This is a genomic window from Pseudomonas sp. (assembly GCF_050739935.1).
Lineage (GTDB): Bacteria > Pseudomonadota > Gammaproteobacteria > Pseudomonadales > Pseudomonadaceae > Aquipseudomonas.
Genome location: NZ_JBOICF010000045.1, coordinates 1 through 18,616, shown reverse-complemented (window position 1 = coordinate 18,616; position 18,616 = coordinate 1). Strand labels below are relative to the sequence as shown.

The 18,616-nt window shown below is 59.2% G+C and carries 12 protein-coding genes and 2 tRNA genes; 6 read left to right on the top strand and 8 right to left on the bottom strand.

The window, feature by feature from the left end; all coding sequences use genetic code 11:
* The first annotated feature begins 553 nt into the window (after positions 1 to 553).
* Positions 554 to 3,115: a nitrite reductase large subunit NirB gene (gene nirB, locus ACRER8_RS07895; protein ID WP_431745781.1), complete on the top strand. Its 2,562-nt coding sequence runs from the start codon at positions 554 to 556 to the stop codon at positions 3,113 to 3,115.
* Positions 3,112 to 3,489 carry a nitrite reductase small subunit NirD gene (gene nirD / locus ACRER8_RS07890; RefSeq protein ID WP_431745780.1) on the top strand — a complete coding sequence of 126 codons (378 nt, stop codon included), beginning with the start codon at positions 3,112 to 3,114 and terminating at the stop codon, positions 3,487 to 3,489. Before nirB ends, nirD begins: the two co-directional genes overlap by 4 nt.
* Before the next feature lie 141 nt (positions 3,490 to 3,630).
* Here the strand turns inward: nirD and ACRER8_RS07885 are convergent, their stop codons facing one another.
* Both ACRER8_RS07885 and ACRER8_RS07880 read right to left on the bottom strand, forming a co-directional pair.
* Positions 3,631 to 4,794: a mandelate racemase/muconate lactonizing enzyme family protein gene (locus ACRER8_RS07885; RefSeq protein WP_431745779.1), complete on the bottom strand. Its 1,164-nt coding sequence runs from the start codon at positions 4,792 to 4,794 to the stop codon at positions 3,631 to 3,633.
* A 33-nt stretch (positions 4,795 to 4,827) separates the two neighbouring features.
* The gene (locus ACRER8_RS07880) at positions 4,828 to 6,207 is read right to left on the bottom strand and encodes an MFS transporter (protein ID WP_431745778.1); all 1,380 of its coding nucleotides are present in this window, start codon (positions 6,205 to 6,207) and stop codon (positions 4,828 to 4,830) included.
* Positions 6,208 to 6,450: 243 nt separating this feature from the next.
* On the opposite strand from ACRER8_RS07880, the gene ACRER8_RS07875 reads away from it, so the two are divergent.
* Complete coding sequence (locus tag ACRER8_RS07875; protein WP_431745777.1) at positions 6,451 to 7,488, top strand: LacI family DNA-binding transcriptional regulator; 1,038 nt, start codon at positions 6,451 to 6,453, stop codon at positions 7,486 to 7,488.
* 165 nt (positions 7,489 to 7,653) lie between these two features.
* Here ACRER8_RS07875 and ACRER8_RS07870 read toward each other — a convergent pair.
* Positions 7,654 to 7,730, bottom strand: a tRNA-Asp gene (locus ACRER8_RS07870).
* Between the two features lie 20 nt (positions 7,731 to 7,750).
* A tRNA-Val gene (locus ACRER8_RS07865) sits at positions 7,751 to 7,826 on the bottom strand.
* 161 nt (positions 7,827 to 7,987) lie between these two features.
* On the opposite strand from ACRER8_RS07865, the gene rdgC reads away from it, so the two are divergent.
* A complete protein-coding gene (rdgC, locus tag ACRER8_RS07860) occupies positions 7,988 to 8,908 on the top strand; it encodes a recombination-associated protein RdgC (protein ID WP_431745776.1) in 921 nt (306 codons plus the stop codon).
* A gap of 158 nt (positions 8,909 to 9,066) precedes the next feature.
* Entirely contained in the window at positions 9,067 to 10,032 is a 966-nt protein-coding gene (locus tag ACRER8_RS07855; protein WP_431745775.1) for a bile acid:sodium symporter family protein, read from the top strand.
* A 162-nt stretch (positions 10,033 to 10,194) separates the two neighbouring features.
* Here the strand turns inward: ACRER8_RS07855 and ACRER8_RS07850 are convergent, their stop codons facing one another.
* The 4 genes from ACRER8_RS07850 to ACRER8_RS07835 form a co-directional block, all read right to left on the bottom strand.
* On the bottom strand, positions 10,195 to 10,641 hold the full coding sequence (locus tag ACRER8_RS07850; protein WP_431745774.1) for a hypothetical protein: 447 nt from the start codon (positions 10,639 to 10,641) through the stop codon (positions 10,195 to 10,197).
* Entirely contained in the window at positions 10,619 to 10,888 is a 270-nt protein-coding gene (locus tag ACRER8_RS07845) for a polymorphic toxin type 44 domain-containing protein (RefSeq protein ID WP_431745839.1), read from the bottom strand. Before ACRER8_RS07845 ends, ACRER8_RS07850 begins: the two co-directional genes overlap by 23 nt.
* 475 nt (positions 10,889 to 11,363) lie before the next feature.
* Positions 11,364 to 13,238, bottom strand: coding sequence for an MFS transporter (locus ACRER8_RS07840; protein WP_431745773.1), 1,875 nt, complete (start codon positions 13,236 to 13,238; stop codon positions 11,364 to 11,366).
* A gap of 280 nt (positions 13,239 to 13,518) precedes the next feature.
* Complete coding sequence (locus ACRER8_RS07835) at positions 13,519 to 14,664, bottom strand: TDT family transporter (RefSeq protein WP_431745772.1); 1,146 nt, start codon at positions 14,662 to 14,664, stop codon at positions 13,519 to 13,521.
* Between the two features lie 307 nt (positions 14,665 to 14,971).
* Between ACRER8_RS07835 and ACRER8_RS07830 the strand changes: the two genes are divergently transcribed.
* Positions 14,972 to 18,445, top strand: a complete 3,474-nt coding sequence (locus ACRER8_RS07830; RefSeq protein WP_431745771.1) for a hybrid sensor histidine kinase/response regulator — start codon at positions 14,972 to 14,974, stop codon at positions 18,443 to 18,445.
* Positions 18,446 to 18,616 lie beyond the last annotated feature (171 nt).

Here is an 18,616-nt window from a genome sequence, read left to right as displayed (position 1 = left end):
TTGGAGTATTCAGAGCGGCTCCCGCCGGCGAGCCTAACTGCAACAGATTGGGGCGAACGGCGCCCGATTCGCACTGTTTTTGCCCCTTTATTGACCCACCATCTGCCCGCTTCTGCCCGGAGGGCGTAGGAGTCGGCTTGCTGACGATCTGCCGCGAACCGGCAGCAAACCCGGCAAACGCGGTCTGCCTGCTGCGACCAAGGTGGCTGAATTGCTGCCGCTTCGCGCCAGTTCGCGAGCAAGCTTGCTCCTACGCCCGTCGGACAGAACCAAAAAGCACGGCTCTGCGTCAGCCATGAAGATTGGGAGAGCGCCCCTAGCTGGCACACCCGTTGCTTCACCTCAATCCAGTCCAGCCTCTACATACGGTTGGCGGCCCGGGTCGATCAACGACGATCGCCTGCCCTACAAGGCAATGGGCTCGCAGGTTGCTGCCGACAATGTGGTCGAGTGACAACCCATAAAAGAACAGGCAAAGGCGCCTGGAACCGAGAGGTTCCGGGCGCCTTTTTTTTGCTTTCAAAAACCTGATTGGCTTTGGCCGGGACTCGATATGAACACCACTGTCGCCCCTCTTGATGATGTGCAAACTCTGATCGTCGTCGGTAACGGGATGGTCGGTCACCACTGCGTCGAGCAACTGATCGCTGGCGGTGCCCTTACGCGCTATCGCATTCACGTCTTTGGCGAGGAAGGCCAGCGCGCCTATGACCGCGTTCACCTGTCCGAATACTTCGGCGGACGGGATGCCGAATCGCTGGCCCTGAGCGACGCAGCCTTATATGAGCAAGCCGGTCTGACGCTGCACCTGGGCGTCCCGGTGCTGGAAATCGACCGCGCCCGCCGTGAGGTAATCACATCCAAGGGCTGTTTTGGCTACGACAAGCTGGTGCTGGCGACCGGTTCCTACCCCTTCGTGCCACCGATCGAGGGCGCCGAAGGCCATTCGCGGCTGGTGTATCGCACGCTAGATGACCTGGACACCATCCGCGCTGCGGCGAGCCAGGCCAAACGTGGCGTGGTCGTCGGTGGCGGCTTGCTAGGTCTCGAGGCGGCCAATGCACTGAAGTCGCTGGGGCTTGAAGCCCATGTGGTCGAATTCGCCCCGCGTTTGATGCCGGTGCAACTGGACGACCATGGTGGCGCAGCCTTGAAGGCGCGCATCGAAGCCCTGGGCGTCGGCGTACATCTGTCGCGCGCAACCCAGTCGATCACCCAAGGCGAGGACTATCGCTACCGGATGAACTTCGCCGGTGATGAATTTCTCGAAACCGATCTGATCGTGTTCTCCGCAGGCATCCGGCCGCAAGACGCCCTCGCCCGCCAATGCGAGCTGGAGCTGGGCCCACGCGGCGGCATCGCCATCGATGAGCACTGTCGCACCAGCGATGCCGACATCTTTGCCATTGGCGAATGCGCGGCCTGGAACGGCAGCGTGTTCGGCCTGGTAGCGCCGGGTTATCAGATGGCGCGCAATGTCGCGGCTCAGTTGTGCGATTTGGACGCCGAGCCATTCTTCGGCGCCGACATGTCGACCAAACTCAAGCTGCTCGGCGTCGACGTAGGCTCGATCGGCGATGCCCACGGCGCGCTGACAGGCGCCCGCAGCTATCGCTTCATCGACGAGGCCACCGGCAGCTATCGGCGTCTGGTGGTGTCCGCCGATGGTAAACAGGTACTCGGCGCGGTGCTGGTTGGCGACAACAGCTATTACGACACCCTGCTGCAATATGCGCAGAACGGCATCAAGCTGCCTGCCGATCCATCGAGCCTGATCCTGCCCCACAGCGAAGGCGCACCCACGCTCGGCGCCGATGCGCTACCCGCCACCGCGACCATCTGCTCCTGCCATAACGTCAGCAAAGGTGCGATCTGCTCGGCCATCGATGGCGGCTGTACCGATCTCGCAGGCATTAAGGCCTGTACCAAAGCGGCGACCGGCTGCGGTGGCTGCTCGGCACTACTCAAAAGTGTGTTCGAGCATGAACTGACCGCGCGGGGTGTCGCTGTGGACAAGAGCCTGTGCGAGCACTTCGCCTTCACCCGTCAGGAGCTGTACGCCTTCGCTCGCGTGGAAAAAATCGAAAGCTTCGAGGACATGTTCGCCCGTCACGGCAAAGGCCATCTCGGTTGCGACATCTGCAAACCGGCTATCGGATCGATCCTTGCGTCGTGCTGGAACAAGCCGATCATGGACCCGTCCCTGGTGCCGTTGCAGGACACCAATGACACCTTCATGGCCAACATGCAGAAGAACGGTACCTACTCGGTGGTCCCGCGGATTCCGGCGGGTGAAATCACCCCGGACGGCTTGATCGCCATTGGCGCCGTGGCGAAGAAATACGACCTGTACACCAAGATTACCGGCGGGCAGCGTATCGACCTGTTCGGCGCGCAGTTGCACGAATTGCCGGACATCTGGGCCGAGCTGATCGCCGCCGGTTTCGAGACCGGGCATGCGTACGGCAAATCGACGCGCACAGTGAAATCCTGTGTCGGCAGCACCTGGTGTCGCTATGGCGTGCAGGACAGCGTACAGATGGCGCTGAACATCGAGGATCGCTACAAGGGCCTGCGCTCGCCGCACAAATTGAAGTTCGCGGTTTCTGGCTGCACCCGCGAATGCGCCGAGGCGCAAAGCAAGGACATCGGCGTGATCGCTACCGAAAACGGTTGGAACCTGTACGTCTGCGGCAACGGCGGCATGCGCCCGCGCCACGCCGAGCTGTTCGCCACCGACCTGGATGACGAAACATTGATTCGCTATATCGACCGGGTGCTGATGCTCTACATCCGCACCGCCGACAAGCTGCAGCGCACGTCGGTCTGGCGCGAGTCGCTGGAGGGCGGGTTGGATTACTTGAAAGCCGTAGTCATCGACGACAGCCTGGGGCTGGCCGTCGAACTGGAGGAACAAATGCAGCTGGTGGTCGATCGTTATGAATGTGAGTGGGCCAACGCGCTGAAGAGCCCGGAAAAGCTCAAGCGCTTCCGCACCTTCGTCAACGACAAGAGCGCCGACCCGGACATTCATTTCGTCAAGGAACGCAGCCAGCGTCGCCCGGCGCGGCCCCATGAACTCAACCTTATTCCCGTCGAGGAGATCGCACGATGAGCCACGCCAACGCGCTTATGAAGGACATGACGCACACCCAAGCCTGGCGCGCGGTGTGCGCCCGTCAAGACCTGGTGCTCAACTCCGGCGTGGTGGCGCTGGTAGGTAACGTGCAGGTGGCGCTGTTCTACGTAGCCTGCATCAGCGGCACGCCGCAGCTGTTTGCCGTGGACAACCGCGATCCGGTGTCCGGCGTGAATGTAATCGGTCGGGGGTTGATAGGCAGCCTGGCGGGCGATCTGGTGATTGCGTCGCCGCTGTATAAGCAGCATTACCGGCTGGAGGATGGCACGTGTCTGGAGGACCCGGCATTGAGATTGCGGACCTGGCCGGTGCGACTGGCGGGGGATGTGGTGGAAGTCGATGTGGGGTGAGTAGACCCTGCACCAGGGAGTCTATGCAGGCCGAAAGGCTTGAGGGTATCAAGACCAGCCGGGACACTTGAGCTGCGAGCAGCAAGGGCCGAATTCGGCTGCCCTGCTGCTTGAGGTTCACGTCAAATGGCTGCGACTGACTTATTGATCCACTACGAATCCATCGAAATGCGGCCGCATGCTGATCGGCTTCGACAGCGGCGGGCGGATGCGCTGAGCATCGGGCAGCAGCGTCATCCCAAGACCGGGACCGCTCGGAATGTCGACAAAGCCATTGAGCGGCAATGGCACTTTATCGACGATGTTGCTGCCCAGATGCTCGGGACGGGATTCGAAAATACCCGCCTCGAATCCTGTCGCGTATTCCTGGATCGCGAAATTCGGCACAGCCGCCGCCAGTTGCAGACAGGCCGCCAACCCGATGGGCGACAGCGGGTTGTGCGGCACGATCTGAACATGATGTGCCTCGGCCATGGCGGCGACCTTGCGTGCTCCGGTTATGCCACCACACAGGCACAAATCGACCCTTGCGTATTCCACTGCGTTACGACTGAGCAGCGCTTGAAATTCGTAAATCGTAGAAAAGCGCTCGCCGGTGGCGATGGGCACATGGATCTTGTCGGCGACCCGCGCCATCGCATCGGGCCCTTCCGGGCGAATAGGATCCTCGACGAACATCGGATGATATTCCTCGATGCCACGGGTGAAGGTAATCGCCTCGGCAGGCGTCAGACGCCGGTGCAATTCGATCAACAAATCGACCCGGTCACCCACCACCTCACGCATCCGTCGCACGTTATCGATGGCATCGCGCATCTTGCGGATGTGGGTCTTGAAGTAGACCTGGTCGTTGCCCTCGTCCAGGAACGGATTCAAATGGCCAAAGGCGGTGAACCCTGCGTCCATTTTGGCTTTGCACTCTTCGAGGATTTTCTCGATGGAGCTCTCGTAGATGTGGCCGTAAATCCGCGCTTTTTTGCGCACTGCGCCGCCGAGCAATTCATAGATCGGCACGTTCAGAGCTTGTCCCTTGATGTCCCACAACGCTATGTCGATGGCAGAAATCGCCGCATTGATCGCCAGCCCCTGGAAATAACTGAACCGGTGCATGACGTTCCAGTGATGCTCGATATCGAAGGCCGGCTTGCCCTCCAGGTACTCGGCAAAACGGCGAATGGCGGCACCGGACGCCTCAATGTGCCCCCAGGCCCCCGCCTCACCCACGCCCACCAGACCGCTATCGGTTTCGACCCGGGCGTACATGAATTGACCGACGTGCAATGCTTCGACTTTGGTAATTCGCATGGTTTCTCTCGCTTCTATCAATATTTTTGTCAGTTACGGACGGCTGGAAGGCGCTGGATAAATCTTCGGCCCACCCTCGACTGCCGCCGTATTGGCTTCATCGGCGGCAGCCCCGTCGCGCAAATCGCGATTGACGGTTTCCGGTCCCATGAACACCGAGAACGCTGTGATGACCGCCAGTACGACCACGTAGATCGACACCAGATGGGGCGAGCCATCGCCGATGGACAACAAGCCAACGGCGATCATTGGCGCGATACCGCCGGAAATCGGCGAAGTCACTTCTCGGGCCAGCGAAAACCCTGTGTAGCGGATGCGTGACGGGAACATTTCCGCCAGCCATGGGCTTTGCGCCGAGGTCATCATGGTCTTGGCCACCGAAGAGACGAGGAACAGGCCCGCGTAGATCCACACCAGATCCTGGGTCTGCAGCAGTTTGAAAAACGGAAAGATCGCAAGCCCGGACAAAATCGCCCCGCCCATGTACACCGGCTTGCGACCGACCTTGTCCGACAGCCAACCAAAAAGCGGCACTGTGAGAAACTGCGCCGCGGTGCTGAACATCAGCGCGGTGACAATCGTGCTGCGCGCCATGTGCAGTTGCTGAACGACGTACACAATGACGAACGATTCGTAGATATACGCCAGTGAGTTATCGCCCAGGCGTGCTCCCCAGGCGCACAGAATCGGACGCAGCGAGGTGCGAAACACTTCCCGGATCGGCGCCTTGACCACCGCCTTGCGGCGTTTGAGGTCCTCGAAGATCGGTGATTCCTTGAGGGTCGAGCGCAGCAGCATGCCCAATGCGACCACCACCGCGCTGAGCAGAAACGGGATACGCCAGCCCCACTCTTCGAAGGCATCCTGCGACAGATGCGAAGACAGATTGAACGTGGCCAGAGACATCAGCAGACCCAGCGCCACGCCCATATAAGGCATCGCCCCGTACAGGCCGCGGCGTCCCGGTGGTGCATGTTCCACCACCATCAGCACCGCTCCGGCATATTCGGCGCCAGAGCCCAGCCCCTGCAGTGCGCGAAGTACAGTCAGCAGGATTGGCGCCCAGATGCCGACCATCGCGTAGGTTGGCAGCAACCCCATCAGCGTGGTCGAGCCACCCATCAACAACAGCGTGATAATCAGCACTTTCTTGCGGCCGATTCGGTCGCCCATGCGTCCGAAAAACACGCTGCCCAATGGGCGGACGAAAAAGCCGATGGCGAAGCTGGCAAAAGCCAGCAACGTGCCGACCAGATGGTCGAACGAGGGGAAGAACAATTTGTTGAACAGGGTCGCTGCCGCTGTCGCGTACAGGTAGAAGTCGTACCATTCGACGGCTGTGCCGACGATGGCGCTGAGGATAGTGTTGCGTACCGCTCGCCGTGTTTCCGGCGTCTGGCTTGATGATTCCACGATGAGCCCCTTTTTATAGTTTTCGAGGGTCTAGCGATGGATGGGCTTGGGTCGCGCTGCCTCTTCAATGAATGCGTGAGGCCGCTTGACGGATGCTTGATGAGCAGCGCGGACACTTGGCACATGTTCGTTCTGCTATGATCACGTCGTCGAAAATCATTTTGGAAACGTTTCCGGAAACGTTTCCAAACCATAAAAGGAACATGGCCGAACGTCAAGTGCTAATCGGCTGAAAGGATTTTGATGAGTAAGAACACTGCAAGCGGTGGGCGGTCGGGCATTCGTGAAGTGGCAGAACTGGCGGGTGTGGGAATCGCATCGGTATCGCGAGTACTGTCCGGGCAACCCGGCTCCAGCGCAAAAATGACCGAGCGGGTGATGGAGGCCGCGAGGCAGTTGGGCTACACGCCGAATCTTTTGGCTCAAAGCCTGCGTCGGCGCTCCAGCCGCTCAATAGGTTTCGTCTGTTCGGACATCACCAACCCGCTGCTATCGTCCATTGTCAGCGGCGCGGAAAGTGTGCTGACGTCGGCCGGTTTTTCCATCCTCCTGACCAATTCCGGCGGTGAGCCCAGCGTCGATGCCCAACGCATCGAATTGCTTCAGCAGCGTCAGGTCGATGGCCTGATTCTGCTGCCCGCCCTGGAAGACGACCCCGCCACGCTGGCGCTGCTGCAACGAAGCGAAACGCCGTTGGTAGTGATTGATCGCAGCCTGCCCACGACGATCAATGCTCATTACGTGCTGTCGGACCACTATTCGGGGGTGAGTGAAGCGACCCGCACGCTACTTGAGTTAGGGCATCGGTGTTTGGGCCTGATCGTAGGTCGCGACGTGCGCCCGACTCGCGAGCGCGTGCGGGCAGTCGAAGACAGCTATCGCAACCTTGGCCTTGAGCCTGACCTTCTGATCGATTCAGGTACTTTGTCCGTGGAACATGGCGAAGAGGCGATGGAACGGCTGCTGGATTCAAGCCCTGCTCCCACGGCGGTGATTCTGGGCGGCAATCAATTGCTTGAAGGGGCGCTACGTGTCATCCGCCGTCGAGGCGTGGCATTAGGCAGCGAACTGTCACTGATTTGCTGCGACGACGTGGCGCTGAGCCGTTTGTTCGAACCACCCATCGCCACGGTAATGCGCGACAACGTCTTGTTGGGTAAGCGCGCGGCTGAACTGCTGCTCAAGCAGTTGGAAGTACCGCACGCCAGCGAGGCGGTCATTCTGCCGACCTGGTTCGAACATCGCGCCAGCTGTGGGCCGGTTCAAGCGGGATCTGGCTGAAAGGCTCGACAATGGGATTGCGGGGATGGCCGGTGCGATTGATTGACCGGCCAGAATCACAAGCAGATCGAGGTGTGTCGTCGCCAAATCGCAGGCACAAAAAAAGCGACCCTAAGGTCGCTTTCTTTGTCGTTACGAGGAGTTCAAGGGCCTCATAACTCAATATGGCGCAGCGGACGGGACTCGAACCCGCGACCCCCGGCGTGACAGGCCGGTATTCTAACCGACTGAACTACCGCTGCGCGTAACACCTTTCAACGAGTGGTGGGTGATGACGGGATCGAACCGCCGACCCTCTGCTTGTAAGGCAGATGCTCTCCCGGCTGAGCTAATCACCCTTGTCTCTCGGTGTGGCGCGCATTCTACGGAGCGATCAAATCTCTGGCAAGCACTTTTTCAAATAATTTTTATAATCCCACCAAAGGCTTACATCAGGGTTGGCCGCAGGGTCACGGCAGCGAATAATGCCCCCCTTTGTATAAAGGAGAGATGTACCCCCATGTGGTTCAAAAACCTGCTTGTCTATCGCCTGACCCAGGACCTGCCATTTGACGCCGAGGCGCTGGAAACCGCATTGGCGACCAAGCCCGCGCGCGCTTGTGCCAGCCAGGAGTTGACCACTTACGGTTTCATCGCCCCGTTCGGCAAGGGCGAAGACGCACCGCTGGTGCATGTCAGCGGTGATTTCATGCTGATCTCAGCGCGCAAGGAAGAACGTATCCTGCCGGGCAGCGTGGTCAATGATGCACTTAAAGAGAAAGTAGAAGAGATCGAGACCGAGCAGATGCGCAAGGTCTATAAAAAGGAACGCGATCAGCTGAAGGACGAAATCATTCAGGCCTTCCTGCCGCGCGCGTTCATTCGTCGCTCGTCGACCTTCGCTGCCATCGCGCCAAAGCAAGGCTTGATTCTGGTCAACGCTTCCAGCCCGAAACGCGCCGAAGACCTGCTGTCGACCTTGCGTGAAGTGGTCGGCTCGCTGCCCGTGCGCCCGGTGACCGTGAAAACCGCACCGACCGCGATCATGACCGAGTGGGTCAAGTCCGGTCAGACTGCCGAGAACTTCTTCGTCCTCGACGAATGCGAATTGCGCGATACCCACGAAGACGGCGGCATCGTCAAGTGCAAGCGTCAGGACCTGACCAGCGACGAGATCCAACTGCACCTGAGTACCGGCAAAGTCGTGACGCAACTGTCGCTGGCCTGGCAGGACAAGCTGTCGTTCGTGCTGGACGACAAGCTGAGCGTCAAGCGCCTGAAGTTCGAAGATTTGCTGCAGGACGAAGCCGAGCAGAATGGTGGCGACGATGCACTCGGTCAGCTGGACGCCAGCTTCACCCTGATGATGCTGACCTTCGGCGAGTTTTTGCCAGAGTTGTTTGAAGCATTGGGTGGCGAAGAGATTCCACAAGGTATCTGATCGACTGCCCCCTAGGAGCCGACTTGCAGGCGAAACCCGTTGTGTAAGCGACATGAACAGTGGCTGACATACTGCGGTTCGCCAGCAAGGTGGAGCGCCATCCCGGCGGCTCCTACAGTTTGCGTACCCGGTTCACCCCACAATAAAAGGAGCAAGCCATGCGTGCACTGGCTGCATTGAGTCGTTTTGTCGGTAATACCTTCGCGTACTGGGTGCTGCTGTTCGCCGTGCTGGCGTTCCTGTTCCCAAGCTGGTTCATCAGCCTGAAGACCCTGATCGTGCCGCTATTGGGGCTGGTCATGTTCGGCATGGGACTGACTCTCAAGCTGGACGACTTTTCCGAAGTCGTGCGTCATCCATGGCGCGTGGCGCTGGGGGTGGTCGCGCACTTCGTGATCATGCCGGGTGTTGCCTGGTTGCTGTGCCAGGTGTTTCACCTGCCAGCGGAAATCGCAGTGGGCGTGATTCTGGTCGGATGCTGTCCGAGCGGCACGTCGTCCAACGTGATGACCTGGCTGGCCAAAGGGGATCTGGCGCTCTCGGTGGCCATCGCCGCTGTCACCACCCTCCTCGCCCCGCTGCTGACTCCGGCACTGATCTGGCTGCTGGCCTCGGCGTGGCTGCCGGTATCCTTCATGGAGATGTTCTGGTCGATCCTGCAATTCGTCATGCTGCCGATTGTGCTCGGGGTGGTCGCGCAGCGTCTGCTTGGCGAGAAGGTGCGATACGCCGTGGACGTGCTGCCGCTGATTTCGGTGGTCAGCATCGTGATGATCGTCTGCGCGGTGGTCGCGGCCAGTCAGGCGAAGATCGCTGAATCGGGCCTGCTCATCATGGCTGTGGTGATCCTGCACAACAGCTTCGGTTTTCTGTTGGGCTACTTCACCGGCAAGCTGTTCAAACTGCCCCTGGCCCAGCGCAAGTCGCTGTCGCTGGAGGTCGGCATGCAGAACTCCGGCCTCGGCGCGGCACTCGCTGCAGCGCACTTCTCGCCCCTGGCGGCCGTGCCCAGCGCGTTGTTCAGCGTGTGGCACAACATCTCGGGGGCGCTGCTTTCGACGTATTTCAGGAAGATGGAGCCGGATGTCGAGGCTGAAACGCAGAGGAAGCCTGCAGCGCAGTAAGAGTACTAAAAGCGCTCGATGCATAGTGATGGTGGTGGGCTAAGCTCGGGAGTCCCCTAGCCCACCATCATTACCCAGCAAGATTGTTAGAGTCTCGCTTGGGGGCGCTAGCAACGAACTCGGTACTGCATGGGAGCGTTTCTATTTGAATGCGTTATATATCTAACCATTATTTTTGTAATCGATTTGCGCGTCCAGCCAGACATCAACCGCTAAATAATCGTCGTCGAATCTAACAATTGCTGGATTGTGAAAGTGATAAATTTGCCTTTTAACAGCTATCTTCACCTGATTACCAAAGACCGTCGTTTGAGCATCATGATCGCGGGTGATCAAGAACGCTGTAGCATTCTCCCGAAGAGACTCTAGTGCCAGACCGTCGTCTTCTATCGAGCGATGCACAAAATAATGATAAGTGAATGGAACCGTCGCGCCTCCTGAATCGCTGAGAACTACATAAACCATTGCTTTATCTCCGACGGGATAACGCTGGATGATCTCCGACAACTCGGCTGTAAACTTATAGTTGAGCAGAATCCAAATTGCCTGTAAAGCACAGAGCGAGAGCAAACATCTGAATACCCATTTACCAGGCGCGCGTGTTTGCATACTTGATGCCCTCCGCAATCATTTCCTGATCATTCTTATCGTCCCCAAAAGGATATGTAAACCAATTCACCCAGGTTACTTCCGGGGCCGTAGTCCCTGCCCTGAACTGGGCGGCACCGGCTGCTCGATGGAGAACAAACTCTGAGTATCCTGCGCAGGTTCCGACTGTTCCATAATGAAAATTTCCGAATTGTTCAAATTGTCTTCCCCTCTTTTTTTTGAAATCCCAGGGGCCGCCATTTCTCACTCGGCTATAAAACCAAAGATGTGCTTCTTGAGGGGATCGTGGCAACCAATCTCATCTGGCGAGCGATGCTCATATTTCCATACAGCGAAACCCCTTCGGGTGCAGGAGGTACGATCATTAGGATCTTCATCCAAGTCGATAGAGAAGCGGACGAATCTATTGCGCCAGGGCAGTGAGAAAAAGGTTATAGGCAGCCATCAAAAAAAAATCAGAAAAGTCCTACAACCATCACAAGAAACCACCGACGGACATCTTTGAACTTAACTACAAGCATCGCTTTATAAAGCCGGCTTACTGGCGATAACGGCGCTCAGTCAACATTGATACCGCCTGCACCGCCCAAACCACTGTGGGAGCGAATTCATTCGCGATTGGCCGGCAGGATCGATATATCTCTATCGCCTGCCAGATTTTTCGCGAATGAATTCGCTCCCACAGAGAACCGCATGACTGCACTGAAATCTCGGTGCTTTTATCACCGCACCGCGCCCCGAAGCTCCGCCACCCGCTCACGCACCAGCGCCGGCTGCGAATCATCCCCCGAAATCGCCGGCCCGGCCACCAGTGTCACCCGCGACCATAGTCGGCGAAACACGCCTTTGTCGGGATCCCGACTGAAGAAGCTGCCCCACAGTCCCTGCAATGCCAGGGGGATCACCGGCACGTCGTTTAATTCCAGCACGCGGGTCATGCCGCCTTTGAACTCATCGATCTCGCCGTCGGTGGTCAGTTTTCCCTCCGGAAAGATGCACACCAGTTCGCCTTCCTTCAGGTATTCAGCGATGCGCTTGAACGCCTGATCGTAGATCAGCAGGTCCTCGCCGCGCCCGGCAATCGGGATCGCGCCAGCGGTGCGGAAGATGAAGTTGAGCACCGGCAGGTTGAAGATCTTGTAGTACATGACGAAGCGGATCGGCCGACGCACTGAACCCGCGATCAGCAGCGCATCGACGAAGGACACGTGGTTGCAGACCAACAACGCCGCACCCTCATCAGGAATCTGTTCGAGGTCGCGATGCTCGACGCGGTACATGGAGTGGCTGAGCAGCCAGATCATGAAGCGCATGGTGAATTCAGGCACGATCTTGAAGATGTAGGTGTTGACCGCGATGTTCATCAGCGACACGACGAGAAACAGCTGCGGGATCGACAGCTTCACCACGCTGAGGAAGATGATCGACACGATAGCCGACACCACCATGAACAGCGCGTTGAGGATGTTGTTCGAGGCGATCACCCGCGAGCGCTCTTTCTCTGGCGTGCGCGACTGGATCAGCGCATACAGCGGCACGATGTAGAAGCCACCGAAGATGCCAATGCCGAGAATATCCAGCAGCACCCACCACGCTTGCCCGTATCCGAGAACCGCAAGCCAGTTGTTGGCCTGAACGTTCTGCGGGAAGCCCCCCGAGTGCCACCACAGCAACAGCCCGAACACGGTCAGCCCCATCGAACCAAACGGCACCAGGCCGATTTCCACTTTGCGCCCCGACAGCCGCTCGCAGAGCATCGAGCCTGCGGCGATGCCGATGGAAAACACGGTAAGAATCAGGGTAACGACGGTTTCATCGCCGTAGAGAAATTCCTTGGCGTAGGCTGGAATCTGCGTCAGGTAGATCGCGCCGACGAACCAGAACCACGAGTTGCCGACGATCGAGCGCGACACGGCTTTGGTCTGCCCCAGACCCAGCTTCAGCGTGGCCCAGGACTCGCTGAAAATGTTCCAGTTCAGACGCATGCCAGGGTCGGCGGCGGCCGCCGCTGGAATACCGCGACTGGCCAGATAACCCAGGCAGGCCACCAGCACCATGGCGGTGGAAACGACGGGCGCGTAATGCGTGGCGGACATCATGATCCCGGCACCGATGGTTCCGGCCAGAATCGCCAGGAAGGTGCCCATTTCCACTAGCCCGTTGCCGCCCACCAGTTCGTTCTCATGCAAGTGTTGCGGCAGGATCGAGTATTTCACCGGGCCGAACAGCGCCGAGTGGGTGCCCATGGCGAACAGCGCCGCGAGCATCAACGAAAGGTGTTCGAAGAGAAAGCCCACCGCACCGAGCACCATGATGCCGATTTCCAGCACCTTGATCATGCGGATCAACCGGTCTTTGGGATACTTCTCGCCAAACTGCCCGGCCAACGCCGAAAACAGGAAGAACGGCAATATGAACAACAACGCGCACAGGTTGACGTAGATCGACCGGTCGCCGTCGATGGTCAGCCTGTAGAGAATGGCGAGGATCAGCGATTGCTTGAAGATGTTGTCGTTGAATGCCCCCAGGGACTGGGTCACGAAGAACGGCAGGAAACGCCGTTTTTTCAACAGATTGAACTGCGACTGACTCATCAAACGTGGTCCTGAATGGCGCCGCTGTCGGCTTTGAGGATTGGAACGCTGGAGTTTCGATCCGAGCCACATTGAAGACGTAACCGGCATGCCTGTCGATAGGCACATCTATGGAGCCGTCTCGCCGTTAACGCGCCGCGCTGTCGCACGACCAACTCGGCCCGCTGTGGGAGCAATCTATTCGCGAAAAATAAGTCAGGCGATAGAGATGCATCGACTGAACGTGCCACTGGTGAATGAATTCGCTCCCACAGTTTGATGCCGTGCGAACAAGAGGAAGCAGTCAGCGCTTTAGACCGGCAATACACGGCGAAACGAAAAGCGCTCCTTTATAAGCCCCCACCACCGTACGTTTCATGACCACCAGCCACAACGCTGCCAAGCCTGCCACCGACAGACTGCCGAAGACCGCAAAGAACCCCAGACTCAATACAGCCCCCAGCTTCAACGTGGTCAAGGCAAACACCCCCAGCGGGAAGGTGAACCCCCACCAACCGAGGTTGAACGGGATGCCGGTGCGTAGATAGCGGGCGGTGATCAACCCGGCAATCAATAGCCACCACACGCCGACGCCCCAGAGAACGATACCCGCGATCAACCCCAACCCTGAGGCAATCTCCCCTGCCCCGCGCAAGCCATGATCAGCAAAAATCGCCGGCGAGTCGGCGCCGAGGATGATCAATCCAAACGCCCCGGTGCTGATCGGACCCAGCGCCAGCCAGCTCGACGCCGCCATGCTTTCGTGGGGCAGTTTGTGCAATGCCATGCGCAACAACAGGATGGTCAGAATGCTGAACGCCACCGGCACCGACAATCCCCACAGCACATAACTGGTGATGAGCACACTGAATCGGCTGTGACTGTCGGCCAGATGCGGCGCCAGCAGGCCACCGCTGACCGCCGCGACTTCCGCCGCAACCACGGGTAACAGCCAGACGGCGGTCATCTGGTCGATGCGATGTTCCTGGCGGGTGAACATCATGAACGGAATCAGCGTCCCGCAAGCCAGCGACATCACCACATCCAGCCACCACATCGTCTCGGCCAGGGCGAATACGCCATCCCCCCAGCGCGGCAGGCCAAAGGTCAACAGGCCATTGATGATCGTAGCCAGGCCCATGGGAATCGTGCCGAAGAACATCGAAACCGTCGAATGCCCGAAGATCCGCCGCGCCTCATCGAAGAACATCACCCAACGCGCGGAGTAAAGAAAACTGAAGGTCAGGAACAGAACGATGTTCAACATCCATAGCGCTTCGGCGAGCTGATACAGACCAGGGATGTGAACCGGGAGCTGCGTCAGCACCGCCGAAAGAATCCCGGTGCCCATGGTCGCGGCAAACCAGTTGGGGGTGAATTGGCGAATGACTTCCCGCGGATGGGTCAGTTGGCTGAAGGGTTTGTTCGCAATGAAAAGACTGTGGCTCATGGGTCGCTCCTGTCCTCGTGTGAGGTGCTACCCATGTTACGGGGGGCGCTGATATCTATTAAGCGGGTATTTTCGTTATGCCTCATAGATTTTGCAGATATACGAATTTCCTGCTTCGCGATCCCTCGAACTTGTCCAAAGCTGCATGTCAATGAAATCTGCGACAGGCTCTTCTGATCGGTAATCCCCTGCGACACCACGCCGCTCAGACCTTGGTCGAAACAGACGAATGTCATCCGGCGTGCGAGACTGTCTGGCCTGCGAAGGATCGCAGCGCAAATGTTATTTGTCTGAGTCTGGAGTTCCCATGTCGCTGTCCAGCGGGCTGATTGCTGCTGTCGCCTTGGCCTATATGGCCATCATGTTCGCCATTGCCTTCTATGGCGATCGTCGCAGCGGTGCCTTGCCGCCGCGATTGCGTGCGTGGGTGTACAGCCTGTCGCTGGCGGTCTACTGCACCAGTTGGACTTTCTTCGGCGCTGTGGGCCAGGCCGCCGAGCAATTGTGGTCGTTCCTGCCGATCTACCTGGGGCCCATCGTGATGATGGTACTGGCGCCCTGGGTACTGCAGAAAATGGTGCTGATCAGCAAGCAGGAAAACATCACCTCCATTGCCGACTTCATCGCCGCACGCTATGGGAAATCTCAGACGCTGGCCGTGGTCGTCGCGCTGATCTGTCTGATCGGCGTACTGCCCTACATCGCCCTGCAACTCAAAGGCATCGTGCTGGGCGTGAACATTTTGATCGGCGCGGGCGCCGACGCCACAGGCACGCGTGCGCAAGACACGGCGTTGATCGTGTCGCTGGTGCTGGCGCTGTTCACCATCGTTTTCGGCACGCGCAACCTGGATGCCACCGAACACCACCGCGGCATGGTCCTGGCGATCGCTTTCGAGTCACTGGTCAAGCTGTTGGCCTTCATGGCCGTCGGCGTGTTCGTGACCTTCGGCCTGTATGACGGGTTCGACGATCTGTTCAACCAGGCGATGCTCGCGCCGCGCCTGGAAGCGTATTGGAAAGAGACGATCAATTGGCCTTCGATGGTGGTGCAGACCGGCGTCGCAATGATGGCGATCGTCTGCCTGCCCCGGCAATTCCACGTGACGGTGGTCGAGAACATCGAGCCGCAGGATCTGCGACTGGCGAAATGGGTATTCCCGACCTACCTGCTGCTGGCCGGGTTGTTCGTGGTCCCCATCGCGCTGGCCGGGCAAATGCTGCTGCCGGGTTCGGTGCTGCCGGACTCCTTCGTAATCAGCGTGCCGCTGGCCCATTCCCACCCTGCGCTGGCACTGTTGGCGTTTATCGGCGGCGCGTCGGCAGCAACGGGCATGGTGATCGTCGCCAGCGTCGCCCTGTCGACCATGGTCTCCAACGACATGCTGTTGCCCTGGCTGTTGCGGCGCAAAACTGCAGAGCGTCCGTTCGAAGTGTTCCGCTACTGGATGCTCTCGGTGCGTCGGGTCAGCATCGTGGTGATTTTGTTGCTGGCCTATGTCAGTTACCGTCTGCTCGGCTCGACGGCGAGTCTGGCGACCATCGGCCAGATCGCCTTTGCCGCCATCACCCAGCTGACCCCGGCCATGATCGGCGCCTTGTACTGGAAGCCGGCCAACCGCCGAGGCGTATTCGCAGGCCTGGCGGCGGGTGTGTTCATCTGGTTCTACACCCTGGTGCTGCCGCTGACCGCCCACAGCATGGGCTGGTCGCTGAGCAGCTTTCCGCTACTGGCGTGGCTGCACGGCAATCCGCTCAACCTGCCGATCACCCCGCTGACCCAGGGCGTGGTGCTGTCGATGGCCGGCAACTTCATCTTGTTCGTCTGGGTTTCGCTGCTGTCGCGCACCCGGGTTTCGGAGCACTGGCAGGCGGGCCGGTTCATTGGTCAGGAGTTGCAGGCGCGACCCAACAATCGCTCGCTGCTATCGGTGCAGATCGAAGACCTGCTCAAGCTCTCGGCGCGCTTTGTCGGCGAGGAACGCGCGCAGCAAAGCTTCATCCGCTTTGCCTATCGTCAGGGCAAAGGCTTCAACCCGAACCAGAACGCCAACGGCGAATGGATTGCCCATACCGAGCGACTGCTGGCTGGTGTGCTCGGCACGTCTTCGACCCGCGCAGTGGTCAAGGCCGCCATCGAAGGCCGCGACATGCAGCTCGACGATGTGGTGCGCATCGCCGACGAAGCCTCCGAGGTATTGCAGTTCAACCGCGCCCTGCTGCAAGGCGCTATCGAGAACATCACTCAAGGCATCAGCGTCGTCGACCAGTCGCTGAAGCTGGTGGCGTGGAACGACCGCTATCTGGAGCTGTTCAATTACCCGGAAGGGTTGATCAGCGTCGGTCGCCCCATCGCCGACATCATTCGCTACAACGCCGAGCGCGGATTGCTCGGACCGGGCGAAGCCGAGGTGCACGTCGCCAGGCGCCTGCACTGGATGCGTCAGGGTCGCGCCCACACTTCCGAGCGGCTGTTTCCCAATGGTCGGGTGATTGAGTTGATCGGCAACCCGATGCCAGGGGGCGGTTTCGTCATGAGTTTCACCGACATCACCGCTTTCCGAGAAGCCGAGCAGGCGCTCAAGGGCGTCAATGAAAGCCTGGAGCAGCGCGTCGCCGAGCGCACCCGCGAGCTGTCGCAACTTAACGTTGCCCTCACCGAAGCCAAGGCACACGCTGAAGCGGCCAACCAGTCGAAGACCCGCTTCCTTGCCGCTGTCAGTCATGACCTGATGCAACCGATGAACGCCGCGCGACTGTTTTCGGCCGCGCTGCTTCACATCGATGACAACATCCCCGATGAAGCACAAACACTCATTCAGCACCTGGACAGTTCGTTGCGCTCGGCCGAGGACTTGATCACCGACTTGCTGGATATTTCCCGCTTGGAAAACGGCAAATTCAATCCGACCATCGCGCCTTTTCCGCTCAACAATCTGTTCGACACCTTGGGCGCCGAGTTCAAGGCACTGGCTCAGGAACAGGGCCTGAGTTTCCGCGTACGTGGCAGTCAATTGCGGGTTGCCAGCGATATAAAGCTGCTGCGCCGGGTGCTGCAGAATTTCCTGACCAACGCCGTCCGTTATGCCAAGGGGTCGATTTTGCTGGGGGTGCGGCGCAAGGGGATGCACCTGAGTCTGGAGGTGTGGGATCGCGGGCCTGGGATCCCGGAGGACAAGCGTCAGGTGATTTTCGAAGAATTCAAGCGTCTTGACAGTCACCAGACACGCGCTGAAAAAGGCCTTGGGCTGGGCCTGGCGATTGCCGATGGTTTGTGTCGGGTGCTGGGTCACACGCTTCAGGTACGGTCCTGGCCCGGTGAAGGTAGCGTGTTCAGCGTCACCGTGCCGCTGGCCCGAAGTCAAATCCTGCCGCCACCTGCCAGCGTCGAGCCGCAGCGCGCCGCGCTCAATGGCACGCGGGTGTTATGCATCGACAACGAAGACAGCATCCTGATCGGCATGAACAGCCTGCTCAGCCGCTGGGGTTGCCAGGTGTGGACAGCGCGCAATCGCGAGGAATGCCAGACCCTGATCGAGGACGGCATTCGTCCGCATCTGGCCTTGGTGGATTACCACCTGGACCATGGCGAGACCGGCACCGAGCTGATGGCCTGGCTGCGCACACAACTGGGCGAACCGGTGCCCGGCGTGTTGATCAGCGCCGACGGAAGGCCCGAGCTGGTGGCGCAGGTGCACGCGGCGGGACTGGAATACCTGGCCAAACCGGTGAAGCCTGCGGCATTGCGGGCGCTGTTGAGTCGGCATGTGAGTTTGAGCTAGTCCGAAGACATGGATTTATCGACTGCTACAGAACAATGTGATCGGCTCCAAAACCGGCCAGGCGTTCGACGCTGATCATCTGACTCACCGCAAATCCCCTTGTAGGAGCCGGCTTGCTGGCGAAAGCGCAGTGTCAGTCAACATTGATGTATCTGACCTACCGCGTTCGCC

Coding starts and splice junctions, on each gene's coding strand:
- nirB (WP_431745781.1), top strand. CDS start 554: ATGAACACCACTGTCGCCCCTCTTGATGATGTGCAAACTCTGATCGTC.
- nirD (WP_431745780.1), top strand. CDS start 3,112: ATGAGCCACGCCAACGCGCTTATGAAGGACATGACGCACACCCAAGCC.
- ACRER8_RS07885 (WP_431745779.1), bottom strand. CDS start 4,794: ATGCGAATTACCAAAGTCGAAGCATTGCACGTCGGTCAATTCATGTAC.
- ACRER8_RS07875 (WP_431745777.1), top strand. CDS start 6,451: ATGAGTAAGAACACTGCAAGCGGTGGGCGGTCGGGCATTCGTGAAGTG.
- rdgC (WP_431745776.1), top strand. CDS start 7,988: ATGTGGTTCAAAAACCTGCTTGTCTATCGCCTGACCCAGGACCTGCCA.
- ACRER8_RS07855 (WP_431745775.1), top strand. CDS start 9,067: ATGCGTGCACTGGCTGCATTGAGTCGTTTTGTCGGTAATACCTTCGCG.
- ACRER8_RS07850 (WP_431745774.1), bottom strand. CDS start 10,641: ATGCAAACACGCGCGCCTGGTAAATGGGTATTCAGATGTTTGCTCTCG.
- ACRER8_RS07835 (WP_431745772.1), bottom strand. CDS start 14,664: ATGAGCCACAGTCTTTTCATTGCGAACAAACCCTTCAGCCAACTGACC.
- ACRER8_RS07830 (WP_431745771.1), top strand. CDS start 14,972: ATGTCGCTGTCCAGCGGGCTGATTGCTGCTGTCGCCTTGGCCTATATG.